Genomic DNA, 17,165 nt, shown 5'->3' on the forward strand with positions numbered 1-17,165 from the left:
AGTCCAGCATGATCAAATTTCTCCACACCCGCATTCGCGTTTCCGACCTCGATGCCACCACCGCATTTTACCTCAAATTAGGCTTCGAACTCAGCGACCGCAAGGACTCACCACAGGGCAACAAGCTCGCCTTTCTTGATCTCCCGGGCTCCGAGCATTTCCTAGAACTTTGCTACTCACCAGAGTTCAAGGTCGAATTCCCAGAAGACCTCATGCACACCTGTCTTGGAGTCGACGACGTCATTGAGTACTGTGATAAGTTAGAAAATGATGGGATTGAAATCTGGCCGGGCAACTGGCGCGAAAAGTTTGCCGATCCAGCAAACCGTCAAATGGCCTTCGTCACCGACCCCGATGGCTACGAAGTAGAGATTCTACCTAACAAGTAATCTCCCGCTCTACCGCGACCTATCCGCTGAGCATGCACATTTCAGTTCTCGATCTTTTTAGCATAGGTATTGGTCCGTCTTCATCTCACACAGTGGGACCAATGCGGGCGGCCTGCAGATACATCTCAACCCTCATTAGCCTCGGCCATGCAGATGCAGCAGGGAATGTCCGTTGCGATCTCTACGGGTCTCTCGCAGCTACGGGAAAAGGGCACGGCACTGACATGGCTCTGATCTTCGGCTTTATGGGAGAAATGCCCGACAGCATCGATGTCAGCACGATGGATGATCGACTGGAGGAGCTGAAGACTAAGAAGTTGATCTCCCTCCCTAACGGGAAAGTTCTCGATTTCGATCCGAAACGCGACCTCGATTTTCACCGCCACCAGCCACTTCCCCTCCACCCTAACGGCATGCACTTCTCAGCACGCGACAAGGACGGTGAAGTTATTTACGAAGAAATTATTTACTCTATGGGTGGTGGTTTTATAGCTAGTGAGGCAGAGTTCAAAAACCCTCAACCATCTGCAGAGCTAATTTCCGGCCCGCATCCGTTTGACTCAGCTGATGATTTGTTAGAAATAGCTACCAGCCTTGGTTGCTCGATCTCTGAAATCATGTTGGCAAACGAAAATGCAATGCGCCCCGAGAAAGAGACGCGTGCCGCACTAGACAAGATTTGGGATACTATGCAGCGATGCGTAGAGGATGGCATAGCTAACAAAGGCATACTACCAGGCGGCCTCAAGGTGAAGCGTAGGGCTAACACGGTATACACGCGGCTAACGACTAGAGCTGAGTCGGCACTTTCAGACCCGCTCTCAATTCTCGATTGGGTGGGGCTCTACGCGCTCGCTGTAAACGAAGAAAATGCTGGCCACGGCCGCGTCGTCACAGCTCCTACCAATGGGGCAGCTGGCATCATTCCTGCAGTTCTCCATTACGCCACACGTTTCAAGCAAAGCCCACACAAAGATGGAGTGCATCGCTTCCTCCTCACAGCGGGCGCTATTGCTAATCTTTATAAGAAAAACGCCTCTATTTCCGGAGCCGATGTTGGCTGCCAAGGAGAAGTCGGCGTAGCTTGCTCCATGGCTGCTGGTGCTCTCGTTGAATATCTAGGAGGCACTGTCGAGCAAGTCGAGAATGCCGCTGAGATAGGCATGGAGCACAATCTTGGTCTTACCTGCGACCCTATTGGAGGCCTAGTCCAGATCCCCTGCATTGAGCGCAATGCCATGGGTTCAGTCAAAGCAATCAATGCGGCAAGAATGGCAATGAATGGTGATGGATCCCACTTTGTCTCGCTCGATAAAGTCATCAAAACCATGCGCGAAACAGGCAGAGATATGCAGGCGAAATATAAAGAAACTTCACGCGGCGGCCTCGCGGTAAACGTCGTTGAGTGTTAGAAGCTAACTCAGCTACCAACAGATTTCTGTGGGCAGAGGTGGCTAGTACAGGGTAGCCTACGGATAAAGCTAAGCAGCCAAATGCCTAAATCAAACGCCATAGCATCAAAATCCCGCTCAGACCGCGCTCTATTGATCGTGTTCTTTTTGATGTGCACAGCAGCCTCAATTGGGCTCACGCTCTGGCTGCTCCAAGATGAGATTCGTCTCCCCTCTCTCAGTGCAAAAGCAAGGAAACAAGTCCCGCAGCCTGAGCAATACGAAACCCTCAAAAAAGACATTGAAATTAGGAAAAGCCGCCTAGCTCAGAGTTACAATGCTGCTCAAAACGATGCTGAACGAGAAGTCGTCCTTTCAGAATCTCGCATATTGTTAGAATCTATACTTCCAAAAATGATGCGTTGCTGGCTCGGAACACAATGGGACTTTAACGGAACTACCGAAACGCCAGGGAACGGAAAAATAGCTTGCGGCTACTTCGTCAACACGATCATGCGCGACGCTGGCTTCTCACTGCCTCGGATCAAACTCTCGCAGCAACCTTCACAGACAATCCTCGGAGCATTCGTCCCGCGGGACTCCATGTCCATTCGCACGGGCATGGACTACTCAGCGTTTCACGAGTTGATTCTATCTAAAGCTGCCGGCATCTATATCGTAGGCCTCGACAAGCATGTGGGCTTCATCGTCCACGACGGCAGCGAGCTCCATTTCATCCACTCCTCCGGAAGAGCTCCGTGGTGTGTCGTCGACGAAACCAAAGAGAATGCAGTCGCCCTCCAGAACTCCCATTACCGAGTCATCGGCAATGTCACAGCTCAAACCAAAACGTTAAAGAAATGGTTGTTAGACGAGTCTGTGTACTCAGCTAATTAGCCCGCTACTTTTGAAAGTTTCTTCTGTGCCTTTTTGATCACGCTCTCAGCGGTCTTCTCGTTGTTAGACATTTTCAGAAACTCTGCGTAGTTTTCCACCACCGCAGCATACTCGTGTTTTTCTTCGTTGATATGCTTCTCGTAGATTTTCACAGCGGACTTAAAATGCTCTTCAGCCTCTTTTAGCTCTCCCCCTTTACAGAGGGACAGAGCTAGATTTGCGTGAGATTGAGCAGTGTCAGGATGCGCACCACCTAACACCTTGAATCGAGTTTCCAAAGCCATCATATTCATCTCTCTCGCCTGAGTATTTCTCTCCAGTTTGAGATAGAGCGCTCCTAAGTTATTACACAGAGTCGCCGTCTTTTCATGCTCCAGCCCCAAGGTGTGATTACAAATCTCTAACCCCTTGAGTAAAAGATCCTCAGCTGCATCAAAGTTACCAATTGAGCGATAGACAAACCCAACGTTATTACAAATATCTGCAACTTCTTCTGAGTGTCCCATTCCAGCTCGTGCATAGAGCTCAATCGCGCGCTCATAAAAACGAACCGCTTCAGCCTCATTTTCCACATTATCGTAGAGCACTGCCACACTTGCACTGATCCGAGCTAGCATCACTTCATTATCAGTAAACTGATTGGCAATCTCAAGAGATTCCAAATATCCGAGACGAGCCTCTTCCAAATTCCCAGTTTGGCGCAATAAATCAGCTTGAATCTCTATACTTCCTGCTAGAGCTAACTCTGCACCACCCTCTTTCTGCACGACTGCACCTCGCGCTTTATCGACCACTGCCTGTGAAGCGTGGTAGGCCTCTTGCCATTCACCCTTTTCACAGAGTTTCTCAACTCTGGTAGAGAGCATGTCTAAAATATTCGCGGTTCCAGCATTCATCGATAGTTTATAAGGGTATTAAAAATTATGGGAACACTTTCTATTATTAGAATGCCGAATTCACATCGGCAATCAAAATCGAGTAGTTCTACGCTTAATAAAATTGAAGTTCTCGCTAATTCATCTGGAATTGTTTGGACTCCCGATGTTTGGACAACTCACGCCAACTGTTCAAGACACTCGATTCGGCTTCGAGGCAGTGAGCCAAAAGCATCCTCGATTGCTAGATTTGATCTTCTTCGACCGTCCCAGATTCCGGTCATTCTCGCCAGTTCATTTTCAAAATGCTCTAACGCCCTAAGCGTTGCCCCTTTGGTATTGAGGAAATTGATTGCTCGGCGGAGCAGGTCAAACACCTCGTCATCGCTCTGGCCAAATTCCATCACATGCTCGGCGAGTGCCGTGAAGTAACCAGCGAGCAACACATCGCGGTATTGCCCCCTAAGCCCTTCATGGTATTCGATAGGGCAAACTTCTCGGAGGGTATGTAGCTCAGATTTCCGACTCTCCACCCACTCTATATCTGCAATGTAGAACAAATCAATCTTGCCCGAGAAACTCCCCTTAGACCTGCGGGCTCCCTTTGCAACGGTCTTGATGAGCCCCACCCCTTCGACGCACCAAGTCACAATCAAGCTGGTGTCGCTTAGCTTTGTGAGTCTTAGAATGATCCCCCGCCCTGATTGCATCCGGGTCATTCTCCACTAACTCATCACAAATCACAAATCTCAAATTCAGCACTTGCATATACCGGCATCCTTTACCAGCATCCGCCGCATTATGGCTCGCATCAACGACAACTTTCTTAAACTCAAAGCTGGGTATCTTTTCCCAGAAATCGGCCGCCGCGTGGCAGCCTACACCGAAGCTAACGCTGACAAAGCATCTACACTCATCCGTTGCGGTATTGGCGACGTGACGGAAGCTCTACCCAAAGCTGTGCAGGAAGCAATGCACAAGGCTGTAGACGAACTCGGCTGTCGCGACACCTTCCGTGGTTACGGTCCTGAGCAAGGCTATGGCTTCCTCCGCGAAGCGATTGCTGACAACGCATTCGCGGGTCTCGACATCTCAGCTGACGACATCTTCGTTTCCGATGGATCCAAGTGTGACACTGGCAACATCCTCGACATTTTCGGCAAAGGTAACACCATCGCAGTTACTGACCCAGTCTACCCAGTTTACGTTGATACCAACGTCATGATCGGCAACACCGGTGAAGGCGATGAAAACGGTCGCTACGAAGGTCTTGTTTACCTTGCCTGCACCGCTGAGAACGATTTCGTTCCTGCTATCCCGAAAGAAAAAGTAGACATCATCTACCTCTGCTACCCTAACAACCCAACTGGGGCATCGGCCACACGCGAGCAGCTTCAAGCATGGGTCGACTACGCACTCAAGAACGACGCGATCATCCTTTATGATGCAGCGTACGAAGCATTCATCCAGGATGCAGACGTTCCTAAGTCAATCTACGAAATCGAAGGCGCTAAAGAATGCGCGCTCGAGTTCCGCTCATTCTCAAAGAATGGTGGGTTCACGGGCGTACGCTGCGGCTACATCGTGATCCCTGACTCAGTATTCGGCTCTACCGCTACGGGTGAGAAAATCAGTATCAAACAACTCTGGAGCCGTCGTACATCTACTAAATTCAACGGAGCTTCCTACCCAGTCCAACGTGGCGCAGAAGCAGTCTTCAGCGATGCTGGTAAAGCTGAGGTTGCTGCTCTCGTAGAACACTACATGGGCAATGCCGCTCTCCTCCGCACAGCCTGTACCGAGCTAGGTCTCAAAGTATTCGGCGGCGAAAATGCTCCTTACGTTTGGGTCGCTTGCCCAGCAGGTCTTAGCTCATGGGACATGTTCGACAAGATGCTCTCAGAGGCCAATGTGGTGATCACTCCAGGTTCTGGATTTGGTGCTGCCGGTGAAGGCTACTTCCGCATCTCCGCATTCAACTCACGTGCCAACGTTGAGGAAGTCTGTAAGCGCCTCAAGGCTCTTCTCTAATCTCCACTGGATATACTAATAATTTTTAACAAAGGCAGAGCTTCGGCTCTGCCTTTTTCATGACCATTCACAAAGCCAACTGAATGACAGTCACACCACAGGGGTCTAGATCACCTATGATCAATCTATTCGCCACCTCTGCATCCAGCCACTCCTGAGCGCTTTTAGGGATAACTACTTCTAGGTTCTTGGCGCAATGAATTGGGCTGAAATTAAGGACAACAAGGAAAGCTTCATCGCTTTCTCGGTCGTGCCGCAGGAAGGCATAGATACTTTGTGCCACCGCTTCATCTCCCGCCTTGAAACTGGCGTTTTTGAAGTTTGCTGAATTGAGACCATAAACTCCACCGCGAACAAAAGCAGGCTCATTCATCAGCACGAACCATTCCCCATACCAGTCCCGTAGAGCTGTCTGTTCCTCAGTAAGTCCACCACCATCATAGGTTCCTCCATTGACCCATTGAGAGAGTGCGGGAAGTGATCCGTAATCAAAAATGCTGCTCCGTCCATCATCCTTAGCAAAACCTTCATCGCCATCACCTACCTCACCTACCTCTTGCCCGTTATAGAGCATGAATGGCCCAGAACCTACTGCAGAGAGAAAAGCGGTCACTACTTTTCCCATCTTAGCTCCATGTCCACCCCAATGATGGCTAGAGCAAAGACGAACCTCATCGTGATTCTCGCTGTAGCGCAGCATCTTTTCCAGACGCGTCGCATCCCAAAGCAATGCATCTAGATCGTTCGTATTGCGCCCCTCCTCCACCACGCTCTTTACCAGCTCGTAACTATCGCCATCATAAACCGTATCAAAACCATTCGCTAACAACGCCTCCAGCACATTATCATGTGTCAGTTTAGCTGGATCACCATCATAAGCTTCAGCCATGAAATAACATTGGCTATATCGCAGGCGCGCCCTGCGGCTCGCCCACGCCCAAAACTCCATAGGCACCATGTGCGCCATATCACAGCGAAATCCATCGACACCCATTTCCTGCCAGTAGGCTAAAATAGCATCCATCTTCACCCAAGTGTCAGGGACTTCATCGATATGAGCCTCTTTGGAGGGAAGCTCATGGGTGTTGCGGCCAGTGGTGAAGTCGTGCCCGTAATTGAGTTTCACGGTCTCGTACCAATCACTCAAACTAGGTTCCCAAGTCGCCGCGTTATTTCCTGTGACTCGTCCAGCGCCTTCCGCAGCGAACTCGCCACCTGGCAAGAGCATCGGCAGGTCACCCTCAAGGTAATAAAAATTATTGTTCCAAGCAAAGAAACGCGAGCTGTCATCACTTTCACCAAAATTCAGATCCGGTTTGACGTCGCTACAATAACTGCGGGCCACGTGGTTAGGCACAAAATCGATGATCGTCTTGAGCCCTAGCTCATGGCAACGATCTAGCAGGCTTGAGAATTCCTCCAAGCGATTCTCAGGCTCGACTGCGTAGTCTGCCGAGACATCAAAGTAATCGCGGATAGCATAAGGGCTGCCCGCCTTGCCCTTCATCAAGACTGAATCGTCAGCTGGAATTCCATGATAGCGGGTCAAGCTGGCGTGCTCAAGCACTCCAGTAAGCCAAATGTGAGTGAAGCCCATCGTCTTGATTGCCCTCAGTGAAGCTTCAGTGATGTCGGCAAATTTGCCACAGCCGTTCTGCTCAATATCCCCATCGATGACACGCGCAGAACAGGTATTTCCAAAATGCCTTACAAAGAGCTGATAGATTGTTGTTCTCACTGCCGCTGAACCTCTCATTTTCTACGCCAGAGATAAACAATTATAGCCTAACAGCCCGTTGATTTCTTTAGGGATCAACAAGCGGAAGTGTGCCATCAGTCCTTAGATGGTGGCCGTGTGCGCCAATAAGCGGCGAGCAGGCTTCCGATCATGCAGTGGTAGAGGGCTGAGATAGCACAGGGAGTCATCGCCAATGCGGAAAAGTGGTCTGCAGCTAATTTGGAGCCTAAGCCCGAGTTCTGCATTCCGACTTCGATACAAACCGTGCGGCAGCTTCGTTCTTCTAACTTCAATAATTTTGCCACAATATACCCCAGAGCAAAGCCTAAGATGTGCACGATGAATACGGCTGGCAGCAAGGTGGCAGCATACTCGATGATCGAATCTTTTTTTAACCCTATCACCCCACCCACAATGAGCACGATGACTAGCACCGAAATCACAGGTGACACGGCCTTCACTTTCTCAAGTTTCCCCTTAAAGAAGTGATTTAGTAAGACTCCTCCCACCACTGGCAACAACACAATAGTCACCATCGACCATATCATAGCCGCAGCATCGACCTCTAAAATGGCACTGGCATAGAATTTGGTGAGATAGGGAGTCAGCACCACAGCTAAGAAGGTGGAGCACATCGTCATTAAAACACTCAGTGCCACATTGGCCCGTGCCAAATAACAAATCACATTGCTCGCAGTGCCACCTGGGCAACAACTCACCAGAATCACGCCCAGTTTTAGCATCGGAGCTAGGTCAAATAACGTGGCCACCGACCACCCAATAAATGGCATGATCAAAAATTGAGCTGCCACCCCGATAAATACTTGTTTGGGGGTCTTCAGGACCGCCTTAAAATCAGTTAAGCTCAGAGTAATCCCCATCCCTAACATAATCACGCCCAGTCCAGCAGTGAGCAGCTTAATGGAAGTCCCTGGCACTACTCCAGTGAGGAACCAGGTAAAGGCTTCGGGCTGAAACCAAGCCCACACGACACCAAGTATAGTCCAAAGCCAAAATAGATTAGTACATGCTGCTAGAATCTTCATAAAGACTAAATGCTTATGCTAGAAGTTCCCTGTCAGGTCAAGCGGTGCTTGCCAGTCTCGCTGCTCAGTGCTGGTTTTGCCGGCTTCGCTCTCGGCGCAACACCCACGGCAGTTGCCAGCATTTGCCAACATCTCTGCAGTCACCAAAACTCATGGGCCTGCACCCTCAGCCTTTATTACACTCCCACTCGTCGGCGCATTCTTCGCCGATCTAGCAAACTCCTTCATCATTCGCTACTTTCTCTCGCTTTGATCATTAACTCGATTAATCAATTGTGGCGTAAAAAAAAGGCCGCCCTGAGGTACTCCCCCAAGACGACCTTTCTACACAATGAAAACATGAAAACAACTAACAACCAGTAGTTCGCATAATTCTTTATACGCGGGAGAATAAAGTTTTTATCAAATTTCTGTCTTTTTATTTAGATTGACGAGTTTAAACAAACATTCGGAGATTTTCACCCAAACGACCTCGATAGAACGACTATCCACGATATCGTAGTTCTCGACTATTCCAATCGTCCGATACATTCTAAGCCACTTTCAGCGAAACTCACTATAGCCATGCTCATTCTCAAACTCTCTTGCCCGGACCAACACGGAATCGTGGCCAAAATCGCCAACTATATCGCCTCTCACAATGGCAACCTCTTGGAGTTCAATCAATTCACCAACACCTTCGACAGCAAGTTTTTTGCCCGCCTAGAAATTGACACCGCAGACATTGATGTTGAGATTAACTCCTTCATTACTGGATTCAATGTATTAGGTGAAGCCCTCAAGGCTGAATGGCACTTCCGCCACTCACCGTTCAAGCTCCGCACCGTCATTCTTGTCACCAAGACCACCCATTGCCTCAACGAGATTCTCTGGCGCACCAGCGAAAGTGATCTACCACTAGAGATCACCTCCATCATCGGCAACCGTGACCACTGTCAGGCGATCGCCGAAAAAGAAGGCATCCCCTTCCACCACATCGACATGGACGGTGATCAAAAGAACGATGGCTTCCAGCAGATTGCACAAATCCTGCGTGATGAAGAAGTTCAGCTCGGCATCCTCGCTCGTTTCATGCAGATCCTACCAAACTGGTTCTGCGACGAATTCTCCGGCAAATTGATCAACATCCACCATTCATTCCTACCCGCCTTCATCGGTGCCAATCCTTACCGACAGGCCTACAACCGCGGCGTCAAACTCATCGGCGCCACGTGCCACTACGTCACTGCCGACCTCGATGCTGGCCCAATCATCGAGCAGGAAGTCAAACGTGTTCTCCACTCTCACTCGCCACAAGACCTCATGCGTCTAGGCCGCGACTGCGAACGCAGCGCCCTCGCCCGAGGTATCCGCTACCACGCCTACGACCGCACAATCATAGACGGAAACCGCGCGATCGTCTTTGAGGACTGATATACTGACGCACATCAAAATTTGTAACAATTGAGAACGAGCTATAAAACTAAGAGAATCCCTTTCAGCCCAATATGGCATTACATTTTACGTGTTATACCATTTTCACAGTTACCTTGGAGTAATGATTGGTTTTGAGGTTGGTGATTTGTCAGCCAAGCTGAATTCTAATATAACGCTGAATTCTTCCCATTCTAGCGGCGTTCTGCGTCAGTCACATAGCTCGCTATGCTCCTTCCTTGAGCCTTGCTAGAATAGAAAACCTTCAGCGTCATTACCCCAATCTAACTATTCAAATGGTATTAGGTTTTATGGTCAGCCACACTGCAAGACAATAAATTCAGTATGATTTTTTGTAATCGATTTTCTAGCAACAGCCTGTCTATATACAAAATTGCAGAATTTCTCAAAATTTTCAGAACCAAGAGCTTCAGAAACATAGATCGATTTAGGCTCACGGAAAAAATAAAGGCATCCAATCTGCTTGTTTAATCATTCATGAGCTGCGTTCGATAGTGCACCGAATAGTCGACTATACGCCTCACTATCTGCCTTGCTCCTAAATGATTATCCAACGCATCTTAGACACCTTTATTTGTTCCGTAAGCCTTAGATATTTTACACAAATCATTTTTTCTTGCTCAAAATAATCAACCACCTAGTATCCATAAATGAATTCTGTCTTTGTCTTCCGACTTTTAACTGCTTTTTTCTTATTCTAGGCAGTGTTAACCTTCTGGCTATTGAGAAAAATAATCGTGATCGGTGGGAGACTCCCACTAATACAGGGCCTGACAAGGACGTGCCGGGCTATCTGATTAATCTTGGTCCCACAGGAGCTCGGGCGACTCTTCAAAGCCTGTCGTTCACCGTAAAATACATATTCCCGAGAAGTCCGGCAAAGGGTAACCTTAAACTTAATGATGTGATTACAGGCATCAATGGGAAGCCCTTTAAAGTGAAGCATCAGTTCGGCGATCACTCGAAAAGAAAGCGCGAATTCCCAAAAATTGGCTACGAAGGGCCAATGATGGATTTCGGAAATGCCATCGAAGATTCAGAAGGTGATGACGGCCAGCTGACTCTGACTGTCCAACGCGCCGAAAAAGAAATAGAGGTTGTTGTCCCGCTTAAACGCATTGGCCGGTTCTCAGAAACTTTTCCATACAATTGCGAGAAATCTGAATATCTTGCCAAAGCTGCGGTGAAGTATATTTCCGATAGTGATTTTCTAAACAACGAAGCCTGCCACGCGAAGTGCATGAGCGGTCTCGCCCTTCTGGCTGCGGGAAAAAAATAGACGCCCGCAAGCTTGTGAGAACATGGAATACCATTCCAAGCCCCGGTGCTTGGGTATGGCCAACCGCGTATCAGTGCATTCTCCTTTCTGAGTATTATCTTCAGACCAAAGACAAATCTGTACTCCCTACCATTCAAGGTATAGTCGACACCCTGCAAGGTGGTCAGGTTGCGGATATGGCTTACTACAGTGAGCGCACGCACGGCAAAATGGGGAATGTCGGTAACAAATTCCGTACTGGTGGATTCGGTCATATCACAATTGTTGAAGGATACGGAACCATGACCATCACGACCGCGTTGGCAGTCACTGCTCTCGAACTCGCAAAAGACACCGGAGCTGATGTAGCCCAGGAGAAAATTGATCTCGCGCGCGACTATTTGCGGAAGAGCACGACGGACGGAGGCTACATCGGTTATCATACGAAACAAGGCGGCTACGCGGCTGCGGGCCGCCAAGGACTTGCCATTATTTCTCACATGCTTGGAGAATATTCCAAAGAGAACGAGAGATACATCAAGAGAGTCATTCGTGGCCTCAATGACTCTGTGCTACATCTCAACGACGCCCATGCAGATAGCGTGCTTGGAGTCTGCTGGGGCCTACTCGGTGCGAATGCGTCTGGAAATGAGAAAGCCCTCCGCGATATGATGGATTACAATAAGGCATGGTTCAATATGGCGCGTTGTCACGACGGGTCCTTTGTTGCCTTGCCCGGACGGGACAGAGGTGACAAGGGCTACTATACATCCTCCCGACTTCATTTGACTGGCACCATGGCTCTTGTCTTAAATATGCAAAATTCAAAGTTGAAAATTCATGGTCTGAACGAAACTGGAAGCCGCGAGCCAAAGACTGCCGACTTGCCTCAGTTGCGTAAATGGCACAACCCTGACGGCAGCAAGTCTTTCGAAGGCAAGCTGGTCTCATCCGATTCCTCAGGTGGCGTAGTCTGCATACGTCGGAAAAATGGTAAAGTAATCACTGTAAATTTAACGTTACTGAATGGAGACGATCAGAAATACGTGCAAAAAGAAACCGGTAAAAATACCCAATAACAGGCTCGAGTTATTGCTTGGTGCGAATTAGACGAGAATACAGATTGAAAGATCAGGATCCCAGCGCAGTATCTGCAACATGCGCCTTCTAAGCCTACTCATTTCCACCTTATTTTCGGCACAACTCTACGCAAAGGAAGTCGACGTCTATCTACTAGCTGGCCAGTCCAACATGCAGGGTGTCGGTAAGGTTAAAAACCTAGATGCATCACAGCGCGCCTTGCTTCCTAATGCTCATTTTTTTCACAGGTAAGGGCTTTGTTCCTATAGAACTAGGGAAAACTAAATCCGCCGCTCGTGTTGGCGATTTTGGTCCAGAAATTGGTTTTAGCCACGAGATGACGAAAGATGGCAAAGAAATTTATCTCATCAAGTTTTTCTCCAGCGGCATGCCTTTACACCATGGTTGGAGCGGTGGCAGATGGATCGGGGATGCTCCATCATCTGAGCGACGTACAAATTTCTACCCAGGCATCGACGACGAAGATGCAAAAAAAGGTATCCTCTACAGCGCAATGATACTCAAATTTACTGCTGGAATCAACAACCTGAAGGCTTACGGCAACACACCTAAGATCCGCCGGTTTTTATGGATGCAAGGCGAACGAGACGCACAGAATAAGCAGTCAGCAAATGAATACGCCGCTTGCCTCAAACTCTTAAGAAACAGAATTTCAGCGGATTTAAAAACCCCTGACCTGCCCATGGTCTTTGGGCAAGTCCTTCCCCACACCCCAGCGTTGAAGCGCTATCCCCACACTGAATTGATTCGCGCCCAGATGGCTGCTGCCGTCTCTCATTCAGGCAAACCAGAGATCATCACGCGTGCTACCATGGTTTCAACTGACAAATTCCCTCTCCTCAAAGACAAAGTCCACTACAACGCAAAAGGTCAGTGGATGTTAGGTCAATCAATGGCTGTAGCCATGCGAGACATCCTCAACACTGAGAAATAATATTTTTCAGCTTAAAAACTAAAAACACCTCTATGAAATCTATCTTCTTCACTCTCTTACTCACCAGTTTTAGCTGCTTTGCTCAACAAGACATTATTCAGTTATGGCCCGAATCTGCACCCGGCCAATCAGAACCAAAGTTGCCAGCTCTAGTCTCAAAAAACAATTCGGGAGGTGTCACTAGATTGTCCAAAGTCACTGACCCATCATTGACTATCTATCAGCCTGATGAAGCTGTCAAAAATGGCGCGGCCATCATCATTTGTCCAGGTGGAGGATACAACATTCTAGCCGTTGATAAGGAAGGCTACGAGATTGGAGAGTGGCTCAGCCAACTGGGTTACACCGCCTTTGTTCTACAGTATCGTGTGCCTAAGAATAAACTTGGGGCATTGCAAGATGCTCAGAGAGCTCTTCGAACCGTCAGATCTATGAGCGAGCGCTTTAACATAGACAAGGTCGGCATCATGGGCTTCTCCGCCGGCGGTAGCCTCAGCGCCAGAGCCGCCACGAGGTATAGTGAGACGCTTTATCCGGCTACTGACGAAATCGACGAAATCTCAGCTAGACCAGATTTCTCAATCTTGATCTACCCAGCTTACCTAGACCAAGGTAACGACAAGTCGCTAACGCCCGAGCTGAAAATCACGCAGCAGACACCTCCCATGTTTCTCTTTGTTGCTACTGATGACTCATTCGCCAATAGCAGTCTCGTCATGGCCTCTGCCTTGCAAAAATCTAAATCGCCCTATGAGTTACATATAACTCCATCTGGTGGCCACGGCTACGGCATGCGCTCAGGTAACCCAGCAGCAGAAACATGGCCAGCGCTCTGCCAAAAATGGCTCAGTAAAGAGATTCTCAAGGTCAGCCCCGGCAACTAGCGTTGTTGGAGATTACCTCAAGAGAAAGTTAACCTCAGCGAAATGTACTACTCGCCTAGTTTTTTCATCAAGGCCGCCTCCATGGCCTTTTCTACGAGGACTGCAGCCATGTGTTCGGTCGCTTTGTCTAGCCGTTGGACAGCAGCTTTGAGAATGTTCGCTTCGCCGGTTTCCAAGGCGGATCGCACATCTAATTCTGCCGTACGAATCAGCTCCACGTCTGTAGGCTCCATCACCTCACCCACTTGCTCCATTCCAGCTTGTACTGCGGGCAGTAGTTCCTCGGCCTTCATTTTTGCTTCGGTGAAAATACGCTCGGACATATCATCAAAGGCATAGTCCACGCTCTCGCTGACCATCTTCTCCACAGCTTCGTCATCGACATCCACTGCCGCACTATCAATTTCTAACAAGGTATCGGTATTCGTAACCGTATCTCGGGTGAGGACTTCTAAAATTCCATTTTCATCTATTGAAAATTGAATACCCACTCGGGCTTGCCCTTTTGGTGCGGACTCGAACAAGACATCCACTTTCCCGAGTTCCCAATTATCTCTAGCCATCTCGCGCTCCCCCTGGAGTACACGCACGCGCATACTTTGCTGATTTGCCACAGCATTTGTGAACATTTCACCAGCTTTACATGGAATAGTTGTATTGCGTGGAATGAGGACATTCATTAAGCCGCCAAAGGTCTCAATGCCCAGACTCAACGGTGTCACATCCAACAGCACCATCTCGCGCAGCGCTCCAGAAAGCACTCCCGCCTGAATCACAGCACCTAGAGCAACAGCCTCGTCGGGATGCTGGCTCACATCTGGCACCTTTTCGAAGACCTTTTCAACCAACGCCCTAACAGAGGGTATGCGGGTTGAACCACCAACCAATACGACCGCATCCAGTTCCTCAGATGGAGACTTGATTCCTGCATCATTCAAAACGCGGCGGCAATGGCTCTCCGTTTTACCAATCACAGAGGCCACCACTTTTTCAAATTGTTGGCGGCTGACCTCGATATCTAAATTGAGATTTTCACGGAAAAATGGAATACGCAGTGCAGTCGATTCTGTATTTGAAAGTTGTTCCTTCACATCACGCGCCGCGTCAATCAAACGCTGTCGCTCACCATCCGATAAGGTTGATTGCTCACCAATTTGTGCCCAGACCCAATGCGCTAGAGCCTCATCGATATCATCACCACCTAACTGGGTGTCACCATCAGTTGCTAGCACTTGAAATACCCCTTCTCGCATTTCCAGAACCGAAATATCAAAAGTTCCTCCACCTAGGTCATAGACAGCCACCTTAGCGTATTCTTCTAACTTATCTAAGCCATAGGCCAGAGCTGCCGCTGTGGGTTCACTGACAATACGTACGACTTCGAGCCCAGCGAGCTCACCAGCCTGTTTCGTGGCATTGCGTTGTGCATCATTGAAATACGCTGGGACAGTAATCACCGCCTTACAGACATTCCGCTCTAGCTGAGTCTCGGCAATACTTTTGAGCTCTTTTAGAATTTCGGCACTCACTTCGATTGGAGTTTTTCCAGCAGCGAGCACTCCTCCGTCAGCTCCTCCACTCAATGGCACACAGTACTTATCCTCCGATACTTCAGCATAGCGGCGTCCCATGTAACGCTTAATACTGGTAATCACCTGTACCCCTGCACCCCGCCGACGTAAGGCCGACTTCCCAACCACCACACTGCCATCAGCAGCATAACTAACCGCACTAGGAGTGATCCTTTCACCATCAGCATTCGCAAGTAAAATGGGAAACCCGCTTTCTACTACACCGACTGCTGAATTAGTCGTTCCTAGATCAATACCAATGATGTCCTCAAGCATGCTCACTAGTTAACGTCTCATCTCCGACTAAGCAAAAAGATTCCTCAAAAAATAAGCCCTCATCTATCTAGTTAAAAATAATACCTCTTTTTTGCAACTCCTCAGCAGAAGGATGGTTTCAGTAGGTGAACCAAATGAATATTATGAAAACAAAAACACTACTCCTCGCAATCATCGCCCTCTCCATTCCAGTCCTCGCTCAAGCAGAAGATGGAAAGAATGGTAAAAAAGTTTGTGACAAAAAGCATGCTCACATGATCGCAAAATTCGATACGGACGGTGACGGCAAACTCTCTGAAGAAGAACGCGAAGCGGCTAAGGCAGCTATGGCAGAACGCAAAGCTGCATTCATCGCAAAACACGATACCAATAATGACGGCAAGCTCGATAAAGACGAAAAGAAAGCAGCCAGAGAGGCAATCATCTCTCAGCACGACACCGATAAAGATGGCAAGCTTAGCAAAGAAGAGCGTAAAGCTGCCCGTGAAGCCGGAGTAAGACTCCCCGGTCACCATGGTCACAAGCACGGCCACAAAAAAGGTGGTGAAAAAGGGGGTTCACGTGGCGACAGCGCTGAGTAATCTCACATTTTAAACACGTCACTATAGCATCCCACGGTTCCTCGGAACTGTGGGATTTTTTTGGTAGCTGTCCCACAGATCGTAATCGTTTCTTTGCTCATCTGGATTTGTGAGATTTAGAACAAGCTCTGAAATAAAGAAATCCCTTCTCAGCTCTGCCGACTATTACTAATAATACCTCATGTTTCACCAAACAACACGGCGGTGGCGCACTCGGAATCAACCTCGAAATGGCCTCCCGCGAAAAGACCTTCCGCTTCAGCAACCACTGCATGGACCTAAAAATCCAACACAGCGCAGCCCACACCGAAGAACTCATCTCCATTGATAACCCCTTGCTCGCTGAGAACAGAGCCTTCCTCACCGCTCTAAAAAGTGACTCACACGCCGGAATCCACTCCACATTCGACGACGCCGTCGAAAGCCTCAAAGTCAGCATCGCCGCCGACCTATCCATCCAAGAGTCTCGCCCAGTAACCATCTCCAGACTCTAAGTGGCGACGGTTTCCAACCGTCAATCCCAGCCCAATAACAACGGGCACCTCCGTAGGCCTGACCCGAATGGCACGGACTTAAGCGGTTTTCTTGTATTTGCTCCTATGCTGAATTTCTTTAAATTGGTGTCTCGGTTTTGTTAGTAATTGATAACTTTTAGGCCTCCTTTTTCTTGCTCGCGGTTCGTGTCTTCCTTTTCTTATGACGAGAAGCTCTTCGGATAGTAGGAACAGTAATTTCTCAGGCAGTTCTGCTCTTTTATAA

17 protein-coding genes and 2 pseudogenes are annotated in these 17,165 nt (G+C 48.7%); 13 read left to right on the forward strand and 6 right to left on the reverse strand.

Annotation, left to right across the window (positions count from 1 at the left end; all coding sequences use genetic code 11):
- Positions 1-8: 8 nt before the first annotated feature.
- The 3 genes from BSZ32_RS03240 to BSZ32_RS03250 all read left to right on the forward strand — a co-directional run bounded on the left by BSZ32_RS03240 (position 9) and on the right by BSZ32_RS03250 (position 2,677).
- Positions 9-389, forward strand: a complete 381-nt coding sequence (locus BSZ32_RS03240; protein WP_105042093.1) for a VOC family protein — start codon at positions 9-11, stop codon at positions 387-389.
- Positions 390-421: 32 nt separating this feature from the next.
- A complete protein-coding gene (locus BSZ32_RS03245; RefSeq protein WP_105042094.1) occupies positions 422-1,801 on the forward strand; it encodes an L-serine ammonia-lyase in 1,380 nt (459 codons plus the stop codon).
- An 81-nt stretch (positions 1,802-1,882) separates the two neighbouring features.
- Complete coding sequence (locus BSZ32_RS03250; protein ID WP_105042095.1) at positions 1,883-2,677, forward strand: hypothetical protein; 795 nt, start codon at positions 1,883-1,885, stop codon at positions 2,675-2,677.
- Here BSZ32_RS03250 and BSZ32_RS03255 read toward each other — a convergent pair.
- Positions 2,674-3,573, reverse strand: a complete 900-nt coding sequence (locus BSZ32_RS03255) for a tetratricopeptide repeat protein (RefSeq protein ID WP_105042096.1) — start codon at positions 3,571-3,573, stop codon at positions 2,674-2,676. The genes BSZ32_RS03250 and BSZ32_RS03255 overlap by 4 nt on opposite strands.
- Positions 3,574-3,731: 158 nt before the next feature.
- Complete coding sequence (gene recO / locus BSZ32_RS03260; protein ID WP_165788606.1) at positions 3,732-4,262, reverse strand: DNA repair protein RecO; 531 nt, start codon at positions 4,260-4,262, stop codon at positions 3,732-3,734.
- A gap of 91 nt (positions 4,263-4,353) precedes the next feature.
- Here recO and BSZ32_RS03265 point away from each other — a divergent pair, with 91 nt between their 5' ends.
- Positions 4,354-5,583: an LL-diaminopimelate aminotransferase gene (locus BSZ32_RS03265; RefSeq protein WP_105042098.1), complete on the forward strand. Its 1,230-nt coding sequence runs from the start codon at positions 4,354-4,356 to the stop codon at positions 5,581-5,583.
- Positions 5,584-5,650: 67 nt separating this feature from the next.
- Here the strand turns inward: BSZ32_RS03265 and BSZ32_RS03270 are convergent, their stop codons facing one another.
- Together BSZ32_RS03270 and BSZ32_RS03275 are read right to left on the reverse strand one after the other, a co-directional pair.
- The gene (locus tag BSZ32_RS03270) at positions 5,651-7,339 is read right to left on the reverse strand and encodes an alpha-amylase family glycosyl hydrolase (protein WP_105042099.1); all 1,689 of its coding nucleotides are present in this window, start codon (positions 7,337-7,339) and stop codon (positions 5,651-5,653) included.
- Between the two features lie 77 nt (positions 7,340-7,416).
- Positions 7,417-8,367 carry a bile acid:sodium symporter family protein gene (locus BSZ32_RS03275; RefSeq protein WP_105042100.1) on the reverse strand — a complete coding sequence of 317 codons (951 nt, stop codon included), beginning with the start codon at positions 8,365-8,367 and terminating at the stop codon, positions 7,417-7,419.
- Between the two features lie 60 nt (positions 8,368-8,427).
- Here BSZ32_RS03275 and BSZ32_RS20280 point away from each other — a divergent pair.
- From BSZ32_RS20280 to BSZ32_RS03305, 7 genes and pseudogenes are all read left to right on the forward strand, one after another.
- A pseudogene (locus tag BSZ32_RS20280) lies at positions 8,428-8,620 on the forward strand (sodium/glutamate symporter); the annotation flags it as partial.
- 311 nt (positions 8,621-8,931) lie between these two features.
- Positions 8,932-9,780 (forward strand): formyltetrahydrofolate deformylase, encoded by an 849-nt coding sequence (gene purU, locus BSZ32_RS03285; protein WP_105042101.1) that lies wholly within the window; start codon positions 8,932-8,934, stop codon positions 9,778-9,780.
- A 637-nt stretch (positions 9,781-10,417) separates the two neighbouring features.
- Positions 10,418-11,080 (forward strand): DUF6288 domain-containing protein, encoded by a 663-nt coding sequence (locus BSZ32_RS19985; protein ID WP_165788607.1) that lies wholly within the window; start codon positions 10,418-10,420, stop codon positions 11,078-11,080.
- 14 nt (positions 11,081-11,094) lie between these two features.
- Entirely contained in the window at positions 11,095-12,138 is a 1,044-nt protein-coding gene (locus BSZ32_RS03295) for a DUF6288 domain-containing protein (protein ID WP_105042103.1), read from the forward strand.
- Between the two features lie 79 nt (positions 12,139-12,217).
- Complete coding sequence (locus BSZ32_RS19990; RefSeq protein ID WP_129589570.1) at positions 12,218-12,391, forward strand: sialate O-acetylesterase; 174 nt, start codon at positions 12,218-12,220, stop codon at positions 12,389-12,391.
- Positions 12,369-13,094 carry a sialate O-acetylesterase gene (locus BSZ32_RS03300; protein ID WP_165788608.1) on the forward strand — a complete coding sequence of 242 codons (726 nt, stop codon included), beginning with the start codon at positions 12,369-12,371 and terminating at the stop codon, positions 13,092-13,094. Before BSZ32_RS19990 ends, BSZ32_RS03300 begins: the two co-directional genes overlap by 23 nt.
- A gap of 32 nt (positions 13,095-13,126) precedes the next feature.
- Positions 13,127-13,978: an alpha/beta hydrolase gene (locus tag BSZ32_RS03305; RefSeq protein WP_105042105.1), complete on the forward strand. Its 852-nt coding sequence runs from the start codon at positions 13,127-13,129 to the stop codon at positions 13,976-13,978.
- A 47-nt stretch (positions 13,979-14,025) separates the two neighbouring features.
- On the opposite strand, the gene BSZ32_RS03310 is transcribed toward BSZ32_RS03305, so the two are convergent.
- Positions 14,026-15,825, reverse strand: coding sequence for an Hsp70 family protein (locus BSZ32_RS03310; RefSeq protein WP_105042106.1), 1,800 nt, complete (start codon positions 15,823-15,825; stop codon positions 14,026-14,028).
- 143 nt (positions 15,826-15,968) lie between these two features.
- Between BSZ32_RS03310 and BSZ32_RS03315 the strand changes: the two genes are divergently transcribed.
- Positions 15,969-16,406, forward strand: a complete 438-nt coding sequence (locus BSZ32_RS03315) for an EF-hand domain-containing protein (RefSeq protein WP_165788609.1) — start codon at positions 15,969-15,971, stop codon at positions 16,404-16,406.
- 230 nt (positions 16,407-16,636) lie between these two features.
- Positions 16,637-16,900 (forward strand): hypothetical protein, encoded by a 264-nt coding sequence (locus BSZ32_RS03320; RefSeq protein ID WP_105042108.1) that lies wholly within the window; start codon positions 16,637-16,639, stop codon positions 16,898-16,900.
- A 78-nt stretch (positions 16,901-16,978) separates the two neighbouring features.
- On the opposite strand, the pseudogene BSZ32_RS19100 reads toward BSZ32_RS03320, so the two are convergent.
- Positions 16,979-17,165: pseudogene (locus BSZ32_RS19100) on the reverse strand (IS4 family transposase); the annotation flags it as partial.

The organism is Rubritalea profundi, assembly GCF_002954445.1.
In the GTDB taxonomy this organism is placed as follows: Bacteria; Verrucomicrobiota; Verrucomicrobiia; order Verrucomicrobiales; family Akkermansiaceae; genus Rubritalea; species Rubritalea profundi.